Below are 17428 nucleotides of genomic sequence, written 5' to 3'. Positions count from 1 at the left end.
TTACTCGCCTCCCTTTCCGGTGTCATCGCCATCAACGGCGGGCATTTCCTTGGTCTCGCTGGTATTAGAAGGTGTGGATTCCTCGTCTAAGTCCTCTAGGAGGTAGCGGTTTGGGTGTTCCTGTTGGTGCTCGATGTGCTCCTGGATTTCCTCATCGCTGAGATCCGCCAGGCGGGTATCATGCGCGATGCTCTGTTTGACGTACTCAAGGGAGCAGATAACGCCCACCGCAATGAGTGTAACCAGGCAGGCCAGGCCGAAGATGATGGCCTTTTCTTCAGGGTTAATACGTGAGTAGATGCCCAAGGCGACAATCAATGCTAGGCCTACCGCAACCGTGATCTTCATCAGCTGGGAGTAATTCCTGCGGGCCATGCTCCACTTATCCTCCAAGCTTTGTTGGTACGCCTCGCGGTCATTCAAGGCATAGAGAAGGTCGGTGAAGCGGTACCGGCTGCCGACCAGATGGACCTGCTCATTGATAACGAGACCTCCCTTATGCAGTTCGTCGTTGACCAGCATGTTCACGTTGGACAGGCCGCGGCGCAACACCGTACCGATGAGGTAAGCGATCGCGGCCATGCCGATGAGCGCGGCAAGGTCGCGTGCATAGTGGTTACCGTAGAATCCACCGACGGTCTCGCGCATGGCATCGATGCCGTAGGTAAAGGGCAGGAAGGGATGTACCGCGCGGAAGAAGTCCGGCGTCATTTCAATGGGGTAGAGACCGGATGCGCCCGGAATCTGGATGAAGGCGAAGACCACTGCGATGCCGCGGCCTACGTGTCCAAACGTAGAAACCAAGCTATAGGTAATGCTCAGGTAGCACAGGCCCACGATGACTGCGGTTGCGACGTAGGCGAATGCATTGGCATGTTCAACTCCAATGGCTAGGTTGCCGATGGACACGATGAGTGCCTGTGCAATGGCAAAGAAGGAAAGCAAAAGGAACCGGGCAAGGTAAGCCTTGGTAATAGTGAGGTTCTTGCGGCCCTGCGGATCTACCTCAGCGCGGAAGATGATGAGGAGCATGAACGCGCCGATCCACAGCGTGAGGTTGATAAAGAGCGAGGACATGCCGGAACCGTAATGCTTTACAGGGAATACGGCGTGGCTTTCCATCTCTGCAGGGGAGGCAAGGAAGGAAGACACCTCATCGGTGTTGAGGCCCTTGACGGACTGCAGGATGGAATTGCTATTGGCGGTATTGCTCAACGCAATCACGTCGCTGCGGGAGGCACGAAGCCCCTCCTCAATGCCGTCGAGGTCCACAGAAAAGCGCTCGACTACTTGCTGGGCCTGGCTTAGCTGCTCGTCGACGCCGCCTAAGAGCCCATCGGTTTGCCCTACCAGTGCCTGCTGGCTTTCGAGTGAGGCGGAAAGCTTGCCGGTGGTAGCGGTGACGTCGGAAAGCGCAGCATTGAGTTTGGGCAGGCCTTCGGCCACATTATCGCGCAGCGCGTGGGAATCATCGCGCGTTTGGGCGGCCATCTTTTCCAACATGCCCGTGGTCTTATTGAGCGAATCGATGGTGTCGTTCGTATCGCCGTTGAGAGTATCTAAGTCACCGAGAACGGCCTTATTTTGGTCATTGCGTTCGCGGAGGTCTCCTACCTGATCCTTAATCTGTTGGGAAACCTGTGGGGGCAGGGCCGGTGAAGACGCAAGCTTATCGAGCTGATCGATTGCCCGGTCAGCTTCACCGACAATTCCTGACGCGCCCGCAGATGCGGCACCTACGCGATTGAGTGCGCCGCGCAGCTTGCCGGAGACTGAGCCCACGGTGGCATTGGCGGAGGCGGTGCCGTCCGCCATGGCGGTCGTGCCTTCTACATAGGCAGCTGTGGCATCGTCCGAGAAAGAAGTGACTTCCCGCTGGACCTCTGCGGTTATAGAGTTCAGCTCATCCAAGGCGGTCTGCGCATCGTCGACGGTCTTTTGCACCGTGCCCAAAGACTCGCGGGCTTGCGCGATGGTAGGACGCGCGTCTTCGATGGTGGAATGCACGTCAGCAAGCTGGCTGCGGGAGTTAGCTACCGTATCTGCGGTTTCAGAAAAAGAATCCGCGGTCTTGCTTGCGGTACTGTTAATCTTCTGGCTCAAATCGCCACCGGAGTTCTTTAGCTCCGTAGCCACCGAATCCGCTACCTGCTCATTGAAGGTAGAGCTAATAGTGGTGTCTAGGGTAGAAGCGCCAGTATCAGTAATCTTTGGTGCAATGGCGTTGAGCTTCTCATTGACGTGATATTCCAGCGTGGGCTGAGAATAGGTACCTTTAAAAAGGCTAACGAAATCGGCCGAGAAGTCCTCGGGGACAATCACCGAGGCGAAGACGTCACCCTTCTTGACGGCGTCTTCGGCTTCCTGGCGGTCCATGAACTGCCAGCCCAGCTTGTCATTGTCATGCAGCTTGTCAATCATCTGCCCGCCAACGTCTAAGTGGCCGGTCATCTCCGAGGATGCGCCTTTGTCCTCATTAACTACGGCGACCTTGAGGTGTTCTGTGTTTCCGTATGGGTCCCAGAAACCGGAGATGTTTACCCAGGAATACAGGGCTGGGGTGATCATCAAACCAATGAGGATCACCCAGACCTGCGGGGTCCGCCACAAGCGGACAAAATCTTGGAGAAAAATCTTCCAACTAGTAATCACTCGAAGAACCGTAGCACCCAAACGGAAAGAACTAATAGTCTGACTGTCAGTTTTAACAGAAACGAGAGAGCGCGTCCTGTCGAGCTTGCAGATATGTTTCTGGTGTGAATTTCGGGGACGATTTCAACAGTAGTCGTGGGGATAGAAAGGCCGCCTAGCCCCACAGTTCAAGGGGCCTAGGCGGCAAGCACGTGGGGCTGGGCCCCGATAGGCGTTTAGTGTTCGTCGTAGTGATCGCCGTGTGCGGCGTGGCGGTGGCCGTCGTGCAGGTAGTCCACGTGGTCGCCGTGCGGGATCGCTACGTGGCCGCAGCCTTCACCATGGGTGTGGTCGCCGTGCGCCTCGGCTTCAACGTGCTCAGTCGTCTCGCACTCGTCCCAGTGGCCATCATGCTCACGGTGAATGTGGCCCTCGTGGAGGTAGTCGGTGTGGTCGCCGTGTGGGAAGGAAACGTGGCCGCAATCGGCGCCATGGGTGTGGGCATGGTCTTCGTGGGTGGTGTGGGTCATGATGTCTGATCCTCTCTGGTGGGGGAAGCCCCGTTGTTTTCAGTGTGTTTTCATTAAACCGCATTTTCATTTCGGTTTCAATAGGCGCGAGCGTGTTTCTCTTATTTTTCTGGTTTGGGAAATAAATCGGCCCGCCTCCTTGGGGCTAGGTGGAGGCGGGCGTCGTAAAGCTAGGGAAGGCCTTAAAGGAGATTGCTCAATTCGCGTGCGGCGGAAGTGAGAATGTCGGCGTATTTCTGGGCCGGGGAAGGTTGGAAGCGCTCGGTAGATCCGGAAATCGACAATACTGCGAGGAGGGTGCCGGAACCATCGAAAACCGGCGCGGAGATGGAGGCTAAGCCGGCTTCGCGTTCCTCAATAGACTCGGAATAACCTTGGTTTCTGGCCGCCTCAATGTCTTCTTGGGTAAACGAGGCATCTTCGATATTGATGTCTACATATGCGGCAATGATGCGTGCGGCAGAGCCGGAGCTAAGCGGTAGCTGGCGCCCGACTGGCACGACGTTGTGGAGGCCGGATTCCGGCTCCTTAGTGGCAATGCAGGTGCGGGTATTTCCAGTGACCTCGTAGAGCTGGATGGATTCTCCGGTGTGTTCGCGCAGTTTCTCCATGATTGGTCCCGCTGCCTCGAGGAGGTGATCGCGGTTGCCGGGAAGGGCAGGGCCGGCCTTCCACTTTCCATCGGGGGTGCGAACGAGGATGCGGTGTGCCTCGAGCGCGGTGGCCAATCTATGTGCCGTCGCCCGAGGTAGCCCCGTGGTTTCGCATAATTCATTGAGGGTGGAGGGGCGGTTGGCGGCGGCCATCATAATGGCCATTGCTCGATCCAACACCTTAATTCCGGAAACTGCGCTATACTCTCCCATACAATGAAATCTACGTCCCAACTTATGAGATTTCAAGTGTGGAGAGATGTTTATGAACCAGAAGCTGACATTGGCAGAAAAAGTGTGGCGCGATCACGTCGTCCAACACGGCGATGCTGGGGCGCCAGACCTCATCTTTATTGACTTTCAGCTACTACATGAAGTTACCAGTCCGCAGGCATTTGATGGCCTGCGGCTGGCCGGCCGCACGTTGCGTCACCCTGAGCTGCACTTGGCCACCGAAGACCATAACGTTCCCACGCAAGGCATCAAGACCGGAAACCTCTTGGAAATCAAGGATGAGGTTTCACGCACCCAGGTATCGACCCTGCGCAAGAACTGCGAGGAATTTGGAGTGCGCTTGCACTCTATGGGTGATGCACAGCAAGGAATTGTGCACACGGTTGGCCCGCAGCTGGGAATCACCCAGCCGGGCATGACAATCGTGTGTGGTGACTCGCATACCTCCACGCACGGCGCCTTTGGTTCTATCGCCATGGGTATTGGCACCTCTGAGGTAGAACATGTCATGGCCACGCAGACGCTTTCTTTGAAACCATTTAAAACCATGGCTATTGAGGTGACCGGCGAGCTGCAAGAGGGGGTATCTGCCAAGGACCTCATCTTGGCCATTATCGCCAAAATCGGTACCGGTGGCGGGCAAGGTCACATCATTGAATACCGCGGTGAGGCCATTCGCAAGATGTCCATGGAAGCGCGCATGACCATCTGCAATATGTCTATTGAGGCAGGAGCCCGCGCCGGCATGGTCGCTCCCGATGAGACGACTTTCGAGTATGTCAAGGGGCGGGAGTTCGCTCCCACAGGAGCAGCCTGGGATGCTGCAGTGGAGTATTGGAAGACGCTTCCCACGGACGAAGGCGCAGAATTCGATACCGTCGTGGAAATTGATGGCTCCTCGCTGACCCCATTTGTTACCTGGGGAACCAATCCTGGGCAGGGCCTTCCGTTAGGGGAGAAGGTCCCAGATCCGGAAGACTGTGGTGACGATAATGAAAAGGCCACTGTGGAAAAGGCCTTGCAGTATATGGGCCTGCAGCCAGGTACTCCACTGCGTGATATCAAGATCGATACCGTCTTCGTCGGGTCCTGTACCAATGCCCGCATCGAAGACCTGCGTGCTGCGGCCGACGTGGTGAAGGGACGCACCATCGCTGCCGATACGCGGATGATGGTCGTGCCGTCCTCCGCCGTGGTCAAAGCCCTAGCGGAGGAGGAAGGCCTCGACGAGGTCTTCCGACAGTTCGGTGCGGAGTGGCGTACCGCCGGTTGCTCGATGTGTTTGGGCATGAACCCAGATCAATTGGCTCCGGGCGAGCGATCCGCCTCCACCTCCAACCGCAACTTCGAGGGCCGTCAAGGTCCTGGTGGGCGCACGCACCTTGTCTCCCCGCAGGTGGCTGCCGCAACTGCCGTGACCGGCTACCTGTCTAGCCCTGCAGACCTGGATTAAGCGCTTAGAAAGGCATTGACAATGGAGAAATTTATTACCCATACGGGAACGGGCGTGCCCCTGCGCGCTTCCAATGTGGATACTGATCAGATCATCCCCGCGCGCTACTTGAAGTCTGTCAAGCGTACCGGCTTTTCAGAAGGCCTATTTTCTAATTGGCGCTCCGATGACAATTTTGTGCTCAACCAGGCGCAATTCAAGGATGGCTCGGTGCTTTTTGCGGGTAGTGATTTTGGCACCGGCTCCTCCCGGGAGCACGCAGTGTGGGCGTTGAGTGAATACGGCTTCCGCGCCGTGTTTTCTTCCCGCTTTGCAGATATTTTCCGCGGTAACGCTGGAAAGTCTGGACTGCTTACTGGGTTGATGGAGCAAGAAGATATCGAGCTCATCTGGAAGCAGCTCGAATCTGGAGAAACTCAGGTCACCGTGGACCTGGAGGCTCGAACGGTCACGGTAGAAGAAAATACTTACCGTTTCGATATTGATGACTACACCCGTTGGCGGTTGATGGAAGGGCTGGATGACATCGGCATTACCCTCCGGAATGAAGATGCAATCGCTGCATACGAATCGCGCCGCCCCAGTTTCAAGCCCGCTGTTCACGCTCAATAACAGAAAAACCGCTTGAAATCGGTGGGTCAGCAGCGCCCCTACAGTCCTGCTACGCGAAGCGGCTGTAGGGGCGCCGTGCGTTCATACGTGAACCTCAAGCTTCCGCCTTGGGGTAGAGGTGGGGGTACAACTCCGTAACGTATAGGTAACAATTGCTTGCTCCAGTTTCCTGCAACAAAGTATCCCCCTAGCTTTAGACTTATGAGCAATCCCTATTCGAATAATGATGCCTTCAATTCAGGAAACAACGGGGCAGAGTATCCCGGAGCCGGCAATGAGTCTGCTTCTCATGGGCACGATGCGAATGGTCAGCCTGGCTACGGCCAACAGCACTTTGGTCAACAGCAGTTTGGCCAGCAACAGTATGGACAGCAGCAATACGGCCAACCCGGATATGCCGGAAGCTCGTATCCGGGAGACGATTCCCTGTTTGGGCGCGACGTAGACGCCATTCAGGTACTCGCGGATAGCTTCCGCTACTTCGGCCGCGGTTGGGCGCAGTGGATTTTCGGTCCACTGGTGCAGATCGTAATTGTCTCCATTCTCTATTTGCTGTTGACCCTCGTCCTAGCAGGCAGCGGTACATCCATTGATGCCCTAGCCAATAGTGGCTCGGGTTCCGATGCCGCACTTACTGGTGGGTTAATTGCGGTAATGTTCTTAGCTATTATCGCCATGTTCCTAGTGTTTATTTGGTCCATTAGCACCTGGTACAAGGCTGCTAATAAACAGGTTGATACCGGGATGCTGGAGATAAAGGACTTTCTGAGCTTTAAAAATGTCGCCGGTCTCATGGCGGTGAATGTGCTTTCGTGGCTGGTTATTTCCCTGGGCTTCGTTCTCCTGATTATTCCGGGACTCTTCGCCGCCTTCTTCTTTACTTGGATGCCGGCTGTTAAGGCCGTACGTCCTGAGCTATCCGTTGGCGAGACCTTTGGGGCTTCCATCGAGGTAGCGAAGAAGAATGTCGGAGTGACCATCTTGGTAGTCGTCCTGAGTGTCGTCCTGTACGCAGTGTTGAGCTTTACCCTAGTCGGCATGTTTGTGTACCCAGCACTGAACACCCTCATTTTGGTCCTCTTCGTCCGTCGCACGCTCGGCTTGCGCGGTTAGAAAACCCCGCAGCCGCACGATAGTTGCGCAAGTAAGGCCCTGCTCGTCCGCCGCATGAGATGGAAGGCAGGGCCTTAATTGTTGGTCGGGGAGGAACTAGGAAACTAGCGCACCGGCAGTGGGCTAGCCAGGTAATCGGCGCCGGTCAGCTCGCCGTTGTTAAAGGACAAGACCCATACAGAAGCCTTCTTAAACTTCAGCTTGTCCACGGGCTTCTTGAGGAACTTCGGGGCAAGATCCTCAATGATGCCGGGAATGGTGGCGCCCTGGCTTACGATGACGGGAACGCCGCCTTCGTTGACCACGCGGCGGAAAGCTTTCTTGGCTGCTTCTGGGTAGTTCTCCCAAGCCTCGTCACCAAAGTTTCTGTTGATGGAAATGTCCTTGCCTAGTTCGTCGGCAAGCGGGGCAGCAGTCTGCTGGCAGCGTTGGGGCAAGGCCGAGTAAATGGCGGTGGGGTGGAAGGCACTCAGCATTGGCACCAGCATCTCTGCTTGGCGGCGGCCCTTTTTATCCAGTGGGCGAAGGTTGTCATCGCCTTCCCAGCTACCGCTGTCATGCGCGCGTGCGTGGCGCACATAGAGCACGCGGGTAGCGGGCGCGATGCGTAGGCGCTTAGCCGCCTTGGCCACTACCGCGGTATCAACGTCGTAGGACAGGAGGTCCTGCGCCTCGTCGATGGGCAGCCACCGTAGCTCATCGGTTTCACTATTGGCGGAATAGGTTCCGCTCAGGTACTTGGCTACCCAGTAGTAGACCACCTTAGTGCGGCCCTGGACTGGGTACGTTACCTTGCCGATGAGCTTGCCTAGACGCACGTTAAAGCCGGTTTCCTCCAGGATTTCCCGGGCTGCGGTGGTAGGTAGGGACTCGCCCGGATCAACCTTGCCCTTGGGCAGGGACCAATCATCGTAATGGGGGCGGTGGATGAGCGCGATTTCTGGGTCCTGCGGGGAGCCGCGCCAGATCACGGCGCCGGCAGCAAGGGTAGTGCGGTGGAATTCTTTGGCGGGGTCCACCGGGATTTCCTGATGGCGGCCGGAAATAAATTCCTCGTGCTGCTGATCCTTGTCGGTTTCGTGCATCTTTTTAATATTGGGCATCGTCTGCCTCCACGGGACCTTTCCACAGAAATTGGGTTTATGAAAACAACGTCTAAGCGCCCATTATCCCACGGGTAAGGCGCGTTGTGCATCCTCGCCCCACGGGGGACAGGCATGCTTTAAGGTTGAGGTTATAGATTTGCACGATTGGAGGAGTCACCATGGTTAATATTGCCGTGATGGGTGCTGGTTCTTGGGGCACTACCTTGGCCAAGGTCTTTGCGGACGCCGGAAATGACGTTCGCTTGTGGGCGCGCCGCACGGAATTGGTGCAGGCCATCAACGAGACGCACATCAATCCGGACTATTTGCCGGATACCCGGCTGCCGGCCGCGGTGCGGGCCACCCATGATGATGTCGAAGCGCTGGCGCTTGCCGACGTCGTCGTGTTCGGCGTTCCCTCCCAAACCTTGCGCGCCAACGTGGAAAAGTGGGCGCCGCACCTGCCAGAGGACGCGACCCTGGTGTCTATCTCGAAAGGCGTAGAGACCGCCACGCTCAAGCGCATGAGCGAGGTCATTATGGATGCGGCGGGCGTGCCAGCAGACCGCGTGGCAGTACTGTCTGGCCCGAACCTGGCCAAGGAGATTGCTGCCGGCCAAGTGGCCGCCACGGTGATTGCCTGCTCCGATGAAGACCGCGCTCAGCGCGTGCAAGCAGCGGTCGCCGCGCCGTACCTGCGGCCCTATACCAATACCGATGTCATCGGCGCTGAAATCGGTGGCGCCTGTAAAAATGTCATCGCCTTAGCCTGTGGTATCGCCTCCGGCAAAGGGCTGGGCAATAACACCATGGCCACCATCATCACCCGCGGTTTGGCGGAAATTACTCGCCTGGGCGTGGAGTTGGGGGCGGATCCATTTACTTTCTCCGGCCTCGCAGGCATGGGCGACTTGGTGGCAACATGCACCTCGACACTCTCGCGCAACCGCACCTTTGGCTACCGCTTGGGCCAAGGCGGCACGATTGAAGAGGCCAAGGCTGCGACCAATGGCCAGGTCGCGGAGGGCGTCTACTCCTGTGACTCCATCTATCGCCTCGCCCAGCAGGCCGGAGTTGAGATGCCTATCACGCACGCGGTTTATGGCGTGTGCTACGAGGGTATGGCGGTGGAAGATATGATCATCGCTTTGATGGGTCGGTCCAAGAAGTCGGAGTAGGTCGAGGGTAAAATCTGCGGGCATGACTGAAAAGACCCGCGTGGCCGTTATCTATGGCGGCCGTAGCACTGAGCACTCCGTATCCTGCGTATCCGCAGGCGCGATCATGAACCACCTGGACCCAGAGAAATTCGAGGTGGTGCCCATCGGCATTACCCGTGAGGGCACGTGGACGCCCGGCACCACTGAGGGTTTAGAAATTGTCGATGGTGTCATGCCGGAGGTCAGCCCAGGTGCGGAACTGACCCTTTCTCTTGATCCCAATGCCAGGGGACAGTTCCACAACGTCACCGACGGCACGCTCTTCGCAGAGGTCGACGTGGTATTTCCCATTCTGCATGGCCCCTTTGGTGAGGACGGCACGGTCCAAGGGCTCTTTGAGCTTTCCGGCTTGCCCTATGTAGGCCCAGGGGTCTTGGCTTCCTCGGTGGGCATGGATAAGGAATTTACCAAGAAGGTGCTGGCGGCCGCAGACCTGCCAGTAGCGCCCGAGGTCATCCTCAAAGGCCGCACCGAGCTAAGCGAGGACGACAAGCAGCGACTAGGCCTGCCCGTCTTTGTAAAACCCGCACGCGGTGGATCCTCCATTGGCGTATCCAAGGTCTCTACTTGGGAGGAATTCCCCGCAGCCGTCGACTTGGCGCTAGAGGATGACGAAAAGATCCTGGTGGAGCCGGAAATCGTTGGCCAAGAGGTAGAAATCGGCGTACTTCACTATGCCGATGGCACCTTGCTGGCCTCCGTCCCGGCCTTGCTCGCCGGTATCGATGACTCGGACGAGGGCTTTTATGGCTTCGACACCAAATACCTCGACAATGTGGTTACCGCCGAAATCCCGGCGCCGTTCGCACCTGAGCTAACCGAGAAATTACGAGGCATGGCAATCCGCGCCTTCGAGGCCCTCAACTGTGAGGGGCTGTCCCGAGTCGACTTCTTCGTCACCGAGGACTCCGTGTACATCAACGAGATCAATACCCTGCCGGGCTTTACCCCGATCTCCATGTACCCGCAGGTGCTCGCGGCCTCGGGCGTCGAGTACCCAGCGCTGCTCGAGGCGCTTATCGAGCAGGCCCTAGCCAAGTAGACCCAAGCGCCGCCTACTTTTCGGCCGTGTGCTCTGCGAGCACATCGCCGATTTCCACCAGTGCCGCCTGCGCAGCATCTTGTGGGGCGTGTAGCGCAAGGTAGTCCTCGCGACCGAGGGCAAACCACGTGCCTGCGGTCGTGCCATGGGCCAAGGTGGTGTCCTCGAACCACGGAATATCGTTAACCTGCTGGAGCTTGACGCCGGGGCGATAGTTCTCCGGCTTGGCTACGCCGCATCGCGCAACGATGTCTTCGCGGCCTTCGGCGCTCCAAACATAGGTATTCTTATCCTCAACCTCGCGGCGCCGGTAGCCCTCAGCCACCGAATCGGGCAGGGCCTTGTCCACCTCGGCGCACATCTGGGCATCGCCCGGCTTGAGTGCCTTGAGTGGCGCCTCGTGCGCGGTGGCTGGCTTTTTCTCGAGGGACGAAAGGGCGTCGTTCAGCTCGCCCGGCTCTGCATCAGCGGAGGCAGTGACCGCGACGATGGGGAAGCGCTGCGGCGCATACCAGGTGGTGAGGTTGGAGCCAGGGGTGGCATCGCGCACCTGGAACCACTGTTCGCCCTCCACGTCCTGGGTCTGGGAGTACTCGGTGTACTGGAAAGGCATATCCACGCCACAGCGCACGGTGACCTTATCGTCTGAAGTAGCGGCCCAAGCTGCGACACCGGAAGGCACGGGTTCGGCAATATCTGCACGTTGCTTATCCATGACCTGTTCTGGAAGGGCGTCGATAAAGCTGCGGCATGCTTGCGAGTCTGCCTCCTTAGACTCCACGGGGGAGACCGCCACGGGTGCTTTGGCGACGTTATTGAATACGTATTTTGCGCCGAAAAGGACCGCCAGAACCATCACTATGGACAACCCAAGTGAAATGAAGATCGCGGTGCGGTTAAATTGGGATGTCATAAGGGCTCATAGTATCGAAAGGAAGCTGGTGAACTTAACTCAGACTCTCGCAGATGTGGGAGAACGCGCCGCTATCCGGGAAATTACCTCCGTGGCCTCCAGTGGGCTCAATGGAGACGATGCCGCGGTTCTGCCCAGTGCGCCGCCGAATTCCCGCACCGTGGCGGCTACCGATTTGATGGTGGAGGGACGTCACTTCCTGCGCGAGTGGTCTACCCCGCGCGAGATTGGCAAGAAGGCCATCTTGCGCAATTTTGCCGATGTGGAAGCTATGGGTGCCCGCCCGGTTGCCGCCCTCCTTGCAATCGCCGCGCCAGGCGATACCCCGGTGCCCTTCGTGCGCGGCATTGCCGAGGGAATCGCGGAGCATAGCTCTTTCTATAACGCCGAGTTGGTAGGCGGCGACCTTACGAAGTCCGATCTCTTGGTCATCAATATCACGGCCGTAGGCTTCCTCGGTGGCAGCCTTCCTGCCTTGACCTTGGACGGGGCGCGGGCAGGCCAGCAGGTAGTAGCGCACGGCAAGATCGGCCACTCGGCCGCCGGCTTGGCCTTGTTGGAGCGCTTTGGCCGGAACCTTCCTGCAGGGCATGAGCACCTGCAGCCGCTTATCGACGCCCACTGTGCCCCCTGGCTCAACCCCGGCCGCGGCGTCATTGCCCGTGCCGCGGGGGTGACCGCAATGACCGATAACTCAGACGGTCTGATTCAAGACTGCACGACGATGGCCGAGCACTCCTGTGTGCACATGGACTTGGATCCGCAGGCCTTGCAACCGGAAGAATTGCTGTGCCAGGCCGCGGATCTACTCGGCTGCGATCCCTGGGAATGGGTACTCAGCGGCGGCGAAGACCACACCCTCATCGGCACGACCGCAAAGGACGCGCCCTCGGGATTCCGAAAGATTGGCACCGTAACCCGCGGCTGCGGGGTTACGCTGGGAGGCACCACACCGAGCTATCAGAAAGGCTGGCTGAGCTTTTAAATGCACCCCACCTACCACCCTTCCTGGGAACCGGTGCTGGCGCCGGTAGTAGAAGAGCAATGGCCACGGATCTCCCACGCTCTTGAGGGGCAGGACTATTTGCCCCCGGCTGAGGACGTCTGCCGCGCGTTGCGCATGCCGCTGGATAAGGTCCGCGTGCTCATCGTGGGCCAAGACCCTTATCCCACCCCAGGACACGCCATGGGTATGGCCTTTTCCACCCGCCCAGGTGTGAAACCGCCGCGTTCCTTGGTTAATATTTACCGCGAGCTGCACGATGATCTGGGTATCAACGGCCGGGAGGATGGTGACCTGAGCGCCTGGGCGGATCAGGGAGTGCTGTTGCTCAACAGAGTGCTTACGGTAGCGCCAGGCCAGGCTGGATCGCACCGCCGCATCGGCTGGGAAGAGATTACCGAGGCTGCTATTCGCGCGCTCAACCGCAGCCCCATGGTCGCGATTCTCTGGGGCCGGGATGCGCAAGCGTGTGAGCGCTTTCTTCCAGACGTCCCTTGTATCAAGTCCCCACATCCCTCGCCGCTATCTGCCAGCCGCGGTTTCTTTGGTTCTCAGCCCTTTTCCCGGGCAAACGCCCTTTTGCGGGACCAAGGCGCACAGGAAATAGACTGGCGCTTGTAAACTATTGCGCATGTCCTACCCCAGCACGCTGGATTCCCACGGAATGCGCAATTGGGCCACCCGCGCCGTGGGGGAATTAGCCCATCGTCGCGATGAGATCAACGCGCTTAATGTCTTTCCTGTACCGGATTCCGATACGGGCTCGAATATGGCGCACACCATGGAGGCGGCGGTTGCGGAGCTGGACAATGGCGGCGATGTCGCCGACTCCCTTGCGCTCGGGGCGGTGCGTGGTGCCCGCGGGAACTCGGGAATGGTGCTGTCCCAGGTTTTGCGCGGCGTTGCCGAGTCAACTGTGGACTCAGTTATCGATGGCGACGTTTTTGCCCGCTCCCTGCAGCAGGCCGTGGAGCTGGTGGACCGAGCCATCGCCCAGCCGGTGGAAGGCACAGTTATTACGGTTCTGAAGGCAGCAGCTGAGGCCGCCGACAACGCTGAAGCGCAGTCAGGCGCAACCTTGCACAGTATTGTCAGCGCCGCAATCACTGCCGCGGAAACGGCCCTCGAGCGCACTCCTTCGCAATTGCCAGCCCTGCGCGAGGCAGGAGTGGTGGATGCCGGCGGCGCTGGCCTCGTTATCCTTTTAGAGTCTCTCCTTGCTGAGATCGAAGGCTCGACCGGGCACACAGGCCTGCCCGAACCGGAGCCGGAAACTGAACTGGAAGTGGTCTTTTTCTTCGACGGAGATTTAGACACGCTGCAGGTAGCAATTGAACCGTTGGGAGATAGCCTCGTTATCGCTCGAGCCACCGAGGACAGCGCTAATGTACATATCCACTCCCGGCAGGCCGGCAAGGTCATTGAAACCGCCTTTGGTAGAGGAGAAGTAACCAACCTGCACCTTGAGGTCCTGCCTCCTCACACCGAAGCTGCCTCCGGAGAGCCGATTGCTCGTAGAGTGTTTGCCGCCGCACCAGCCGGGCCCATCACTGACCTTCTGGCATCTGCGGGGGTGAGCGTTGTGCCACCGGATGATCCCATTGCGGCGGAACACGAGGACATCGTTCTTGCTACCGGCGTGAGTTCGCAGACCGCTGCTGGGCGAGTAGTGCCCGCGGAATCCCTGGCTGCAGCCTTAGCCGCGATCTCCGTCTATGAACCGGATAACCCAGATACTGGTGCCGTCGTCGCCGCCATGCGTGATGCTGCCAAGTCCATGCGAGTGGCTTACCCGAGCCAGGAAACCCCGCAATCAATCATTGCCACTTGCCGCGATCTCTTAGCAGAAGGCGGTGAGCAGGTCACGGTCCTAAGCGCCCTTGACCTAGACCAGGAGGATTTGGCGCAACAACTTCGCGTGGATGTTATGGCACTGAAGGTACCGGATATCGCAACAGAAATCGGAGTGGAATAGCAATGCTCGGCTGGCAGGACAACCGCCCTTTGACAGAGGTGCTTGCGGCGAAGGACGCCGCGAAGATTACCAAAGCACTGGGTTATGAAACCTGCGGCGAGCTCTTAGCTCACTATCCGCGAGACTATATCCGCCACAACAAAGACGTCGGCCTAGGAGATGCTGCTGAGGGCGATATCGTCACGGTTACCGGAACCATTACCGGATTCACCCGCCATGACTCGGGCAAGACCACCATCATCAATGTGCAGCTCGATGGCAGCATCGTTGCGACTTTTTTCAATGCCAACTACGTGATGCGGATGTTGCACCGCGGACAGCGCGTCATGATGAGCGGCAAGCTTAAGTTCTTTCGCAACCAGCCGCAGTTGCAGCAGCCGGACTTTGTAGAGATCGATGCGTTCGGCCGCCCCGATGGCGAACTGGATGATTACCGGCAGTCAGCGGCTGGGTCTGGCAAGAAGCACCGCCCAAAAGCCACCGGCTCGCTGCGGAACCTGTCGCAGTTTGGCAGGCTCGACCAGCTCCTCTTGGAACGTGAATGGATACCGGTGTACCCAGCCACGTCCAAGGTGACCTCGTGGTACATCATGGGCGCCATCCACTACGTCCTATCTAAGACCCCGCCGATCGCGGAACCGCTGGATTATCGGATGATTATCAGCCTCGACAAGGCAGTGCGGGAAATCCATGAGCCAGGGGAAGCAGGCCCCTACCGTGCGATTCAGCGGCTGAAGTACAACGAGGCTCTGTCTATTGGTCTGGTGATGGCATTGCGCCAGCGAGATGCCGAAGCCCGGACTGCTTCTACCATGCCGGCTACCTTAGGTGGCTATCGCGAGGAACTGCTGAGCCATCTGCCCTTTGACCTGACCGAAGGGCAGCGTCGCGTCATTAGCGAGATCGAAGACGATCTTGCTCGTCCGCTGCCCATGATGAGATTGCTGCAAGGCGAGGTCGGCTCGGGCAAAACCATGGTGGCTACCTGCGCTATGTTGCAGGCTGTCGACGCAGGAACGCAGGCCGCACTGTTGGCGCCTACGGAAGTACTTGCTTCCCAACACGCTGCCTCCATTGGAACCTCGGTTCCCGAAGGGGTCAAGGTGGTACTCCTGACCGGCTCCATGCGTACGGCGGACAAGCGGCAGGCTTTATTGGATATTGTCTCCGGTGACGCGGACATCATCATTGGAACCCATGCGATTATCCAAGACACCGTGGAGTTCTTTAACCTGGGATTGGTCGTCGTAGATGAGCAACACCGGTTCGGTGTAGAGCAGCGCGATAGCCTGCGGTTAAAGGCACGTGAAGGCCTCAGCCCCCACGTACTGGTGATGACAGCAACACCGATTCCGCGCACCATTGCGATGACCGTTTTTGGCGACCTCGCCGTATCAACGCTGGCCGAGCTGCCCGGTGGCCGAAAACCTATTCAGTCAGCGGTGGTGGCCGAGTGGCGGCCTACCTGGGTGCTACGCGCACTCGAGCGGATACGCGAGGAGGTTGCCCACGGCCATCAGGCCTATATCGTTTGCCCGCGCATTGAAGGCAAAGGCGGAGTGCTAGAGCTTGCGCAGCAGCTGGAAAACGGACCGTTTAAGGGACTGCGCGTAGCCATCTTGCATGGAAAGATGCCCAATAAAGATGAGGTAATGACGTCATTTGCTAGGGGAGAGATCGATATCTTGGTCTCTACTACGGTCATCGAGGTAGGTGTGGATGTTCCCAATGCCACGGTGATGCTCATCCGCGAGTCCGAGCATTTCGGCGTTTCCCAGTTGCACCAGTTGCGCGGGCGCGTGGGACGAGGCGGCAATGCCTCCATTTGTCTTCTGCACACAACGGCAGCCGATAACACTCCATCCTTCCGTCGTATCACTCAGATCGCCCAAACTTCCTCGGGTTTTGAACTGGCCGAGCTTGATTTGCGCCAGCGCCAAGAAGGCGACATCTTGGGCACCATGCAGTCCGGAACACATCGCACACTGCGGCTACTGAACTTGGCGGATGACCAAGACATTGTGGAGCGCACCCATGCGGATGCGCGCGCCATGGTGATGCGCAATCCCGAGTTGGCTGAGGAACTCACACGCAATTTGAGCGAAAGCGAACAGGAATACTTGGAGAAGAACTAAGAGGGGTTAACCTAGAAGCATGAAAATTTACGCCCCCTTCGCGGGCATCGTCCGCTGCCATGTGAATGTGGGAGACACTGTTGATACCGGAGTACCGCTTGCGACCGTTGAAGCCACGAAGCTTGAGGCTCCCGTAGAAAGCCCGGGACCAGGAAAGGTCTACCGTATCGTGGTCTCTGATTTTAGTGACGTGCTGGGCGGAGACCTTTTGATGGAGATTGGAGAAGCATAAATGACGCGCATTATTGCCGGCGAAGCCCGCGGCCGCACCATTAAAGTGCCTGCAGAAGGAACTCGGCCTACCGCAGATCGCGCCCGCGAAGGGCTGTTTTCATCCCTCACTGCACGGTGGGGCTTTGCTGGATCTTCAGTGCTCGACCTTTTTGCCGGCTCTGGTGCCCTAGGTCTTGAGGCAGCGAGCCGAGGGGCAGAGGAAGCAGTACTGGTGGAATCTTCGGCCGATGCGGTGAAGATCATCCGGCATAACATGGTCGTCGTCAAGCATCCCGGCGTGCGCGTGCAAGAGATGAAGGTAGGCACTTACCTGGCTAGTGCCCCGCGCAAGCACTTCGATCTGGTGCTGGCGGACCCGCCCTATGCTTTTGATGAGGTGGATGCACTCATTGCTGCCATCGAACCAGTGCTTACCGACCGCGCAATGGTAGTAATTGAGCGCCACGTTGATTCCGCGGATACGGTGTGGCCTGCTGGTTTTGAGCCTACCGGCCAGAAGCTGAAGAAGCGCACCTTTGGCATCGCACGCATGGATATGGCGGTCTATACTCGTCCCGGCAGCGAGGACGCCGAAGACTAAACCCCTGAAAAGAAA

16 protein-coding genes are annotated in these 17428 nt (G+C 58.1%); 11 read left to right on the top strand and 5 right to left on the bottom strand.

The window, feature by feature from the left end; genetic code table 11:
• The 3 genes from QP909_RS03895 to QP909_RS03885 form a co-directional block, all read right to left on the bottom strand.
• The gene (locus tag QP909_RS03895; protein WP_284766219.1) at positions 1–2652 is read right to left on the bottom strand and encodes a YhgE/Pip family protein; all 2652 of its coding nucleotides are present in this window, start codon (positions 2650–2652) and stop codon (positions 1–3) included.
• A gap of 215 nt (positions 2653–2867) precedes the next feature.
• Positions 2868–3161 (bottom strand): hypothetical protein, encoded by a 294-nt coding sequence (locus QP909_RS03890; RefSeq protein ID WP_225747034.1) that lies wholly within the window; start codon positions 3159–3161, stop codon positions 2868–2870.
• Positions 3162–3343: 182 nt separating this feature from the next.
• Positions 3344–4027 (bottom strand): IclR family transcriptional regulator, encoded by a 684-nt coding sequence (locus tag QP909_RS03885; RefSeq protein WP_284766218.1) that lies wholly within the window; start codon positions 4025–4027, stop codon positions 3344–3346.
• A 52-nt stretch (positions 4028–4079) separates the two neighbouring features.
• On the opposite strand from QP909_RS03885, the gene leuC reads away from it, so the two are divergent.
• From leuC to QP909_RS03870, 3 genes are all read left to right on the top strand, one after another.
• On the top strand, positions 4080–5501 hold the full coding sequence (leuC, locus tag QP909_RS03880) for a 3-isopropylmalate dehydratase large subunit (RefSeq protein WP_284766217.1): 1422 nt from the start codon (positions 4080–4082) through the stop codon (positions 5499–5501).
• A gap of 21 nt (positions 5502–5522) precedes the next feature.
• Positions 5523–6113, top strand: a complete 591-nt coding sequence (leuD, locus tag QP909_RS03875) for a 3-isopropylmalate dehydratase small subunit (RefSeq protein ID WP_284766216.1) — start codon at positions 5523–5525, stop codon at positions 6111–6113.
• A 201-nt stretch (positions 6114–6314) separates the two neighbouring features.
• Entirely contained in the window at positions 6315–7226 is a 912-nt protein-coding gene (locus tag QP909_RS03870; protein ID WP_284766215.1) for a hypothetical protein, read from the top strand.
• Positions 7227–7330: 104 nt separating this feature from the next.
• On the opposite strand, the gene QP909_RS03865 is transcribed toward QP909_RS03870, so the two are convergent.
• On the bottom strand, positions 7331–8329 hold the full coding sequence (locus tag QP909_RS03865) for an NUDIX hydrolase (protein ID WP_284766214.1): 999 nt from the start codon (positions 8327–8329) through the stop codon (positions 7331–7333).
• 161 nt (positions 8330–8490) lie between these two features.
• Between QP909_RS03865 and QP909_RS03860 the strand changes: the two genes are divergently transcribed.
• On the top strand, positions 8491–9489 hold the full coding sequence (locus QP909_RS03860; RefSeq protein ID WP_284766213.1) for an NAD(P)H-dependent glycerol-3-phosphate dehydrogenase: 999 nt from the start codon (positions 8491–8493) through the stop codon (positions 9487–9489).
• 22 nt (positions 9490–9511) lie between these two features.
• A complete protein-coding gene (locus QP909_RS03855; RefSeq protein WP_284766212.1) occupies positions 9512–10573 on the top strand; it encodes a D-alanine--D-alanine ligase family protein in 1062 nt (353 codons plus the stop codon).
• A gap of 13 nt (positions 10574–10586) precedes the next feature.
• Here QP909_RS03855 and QP909_RS03850 read toward each other — a convergent pair whose 3' ends face one another.
• Entirely contained in the window at positions 10587–11486 is a 900-nt protein-coding gene (locus QP909_RS03850) for a DUF3515 domain-containing protein (protein WP_284766211.1), read from the bottom strand.
• On the opposite strand from QP909_RS03850, the gene QP909_RS03845 reads away from it, so the two are divergent.
• From QP909_RS03845 to rsmD, 6 genes are read left to right on the top strand one after another with little or no spacing between them, the layout of a single operon-like run.
• Entirely contained in the window at positions 11434–12471 is a 1038-nt protein-coding gene (locus tag QP909_RS03845) for a thiamine-phosphate kinase (protein ID WP_284766210.1), read from the top strand. The genes QP909_RS03850 and QP909_RS03845 overlap by 53 nt on opposite strands.
• Positions 12472–13110 (top strand): uracil-DNA glycosylase, encoded by a 639-nt coding sequence (locus QP909_RS03840; protein WP_284766209.1) that lies wholly within the window; start codon positions 12472–12474, stop codon positions 13108–13110.
• A 10-nt stretch (positions 13111–13120) separates the two neighbouring features.
• The gene (locus tag QP909_RS03835; RefSeq protein WP_284766208.1) at positions 13121–14464 is read left to right on the top strand and encodes a DAK2 domain-containing protein; all 1344 of its coding nucleotides are present in this window, start codon (positions 13121–13123) and stop codon (positions 14462–14464) included.
• A gap of 2 nt (positions 14465–14466) precedes the next feature.
• The gene (locus tag QP909_RS03830; RefSeq protein WP_284766207.1) at positions 14467–16599 is read left to right on the top strand and encodes an ATP-dependent DNA helicase RecG; all 2133 of its coding nucleotides are present in this window, start codon (positions 14467–14469) and stop codon (positions 16597–16599) included.
• Between the two features lie 19 nt (positions 16600–16618).
• A complete protein-coding gene (locus tag QP909_RS03825; protein ID WP_049377113.1) occupies positions 16619–16831 on the top strand; it encodes a biotin/lipoyl-containing protein in 213 nt (70 codons plus the stop codon).
• Entirely contained in the window at positions 16832–17413 is a 582-nt protein-coding gene (rsmD, locus tag QP909_RS03820; protein ID WP_284766206.1) for a 16S rRNA (guanine(966)-N(2))-methyltransferase RsmD, read from the top strand. It begins immediately after the preceding gene.
• The last annotated feature ends 15 nt before the right edge of the window (positions 17414–17428 follow it).

The organism is Corynebacterium sp. MSK195 (genome assembly GCF_030228885.1).
Classification (GTDB): domain Bacteria; phylum Actinomycetota; class Actinomycetes; order Mycobacteriales; family Mycobacteriaceae; genus Corynebacterium.
The sequence above is the reverse complement of the archived record's forward strand: the minus strand, read 5'-3'. Positions and strand labels throughout refer to the sequence as shown.

What these genes read in the sequence shown, in the direction of transcription:
- QP909_RS03890 (WP_225747034.1), bottom strand. Translation starts at nt 3,161, where the DNA reads ATGACCCACACCACCCACGAAGACCATGCCCACACCCATGGCGCCGAT.
- QP909_RS03885 (WP_284766218.1), bottom strand. Translation starts at nt 4,027, where the DNA reads ATGGGAGAGTATAGCGCAGTTTCCGGAATTAAGGTGTTGGATCGAGCA.
- leuC (WP_284766217.1), top strand. Translation starts at nt 4,080, where the DNA reads ATGAACCAGAAGCTGACATTGGCAGAAAAAGTGTGGCGCGATCACGTC.
- leuD (WP_284766216.1), top strand. Translation starts at nt 5,523, where the DNA reads ATGGAGAAATTTATTACCCATACGGGAACGGGCGTGCCCCTGCGCGCT.
- QP909_RS03870 (WP_284766215.1), top strand. Translation starts at nt 6,315, where the DNA reads ATGAGCAATCCCTATTCGAATAATGATGCCTTCAATTCAGGAAACAAC.
- QP909_RS03865 (WP_284766214.1), bottom strand. Translation starts at nt 8,329, where the DNA reads ATGCCCAATATTAAAAAGATGCACGAAACCGACAAGGATCAGCAGCAC.
- QP909_RS03860 (WP_284766213.1), top strand. Translation starts at nt 8,491, where the DNA reads ATGGTTAATATTGCCGTGATGGGTGCTGGTTCTTGGGGCACTACCTTG.
- QP909_RS03855 (WP_284766212.1), top strand. Translation starts at nt 9,512, where the DNA reads ATGACTGAAAAGACCCGCGTGGCCGTTATCTATGGCGGCCGTAGCACT.
- QP909_RS03845 (WP_284766210.1), top strand. Translation starts at nt 11,434, where the DNA reads ATGGACAACCCAAGTGAAATGAAGATCGCGGTGCGGTTAAATTGGGAT.
- QP909_RS03850 (WP_284766211.1), bottom strand. Translation starts at nt 11,486, where the DNA reads ATGACATCCCAATTTAACCGCACCGCGATCTTCATTTCACTTGGGTTG.
- QP909_RS03840 (WP_284766209.1), top strand. Translation starts at nt 12,472, where the DNA reads ATGCACCCCACCTACCACCCTTCCTGGGAACCGGTGCTGGCGCCGGTA.
- QP909_RS03835 (WP_284766208.1), top strand. Translation starts at nt 13,121, where the DNA reads ATGTCCTACCCCAGCACGCTGGATTCCCACGGAATGCGCAATTGGGCC.
- QP909_RS03830 (WP_284766207.1), top strand. Translation starts at nt 14,467, where the DNA reads ATGCTCGGCTGGCAGGACAACCGCCCTTTGACAGAGGTGCTTGCGGCG.
- QP909_RS03825 (WP_049377113.1), top strand. Translation starts at nt 16,619, where the DNA reads ATGAAAATTTACGCCCCCTTCGCGGGCATCGTCCGCTGCCATGTGAAT.
- rsmD (WP_284766206.1), top strand. Translation starts at nt 16,832, where the DNA reads ATGACGCGCATTATTGCCGGCGAAGCCCGCGGCCGCACCATTAAAGTG.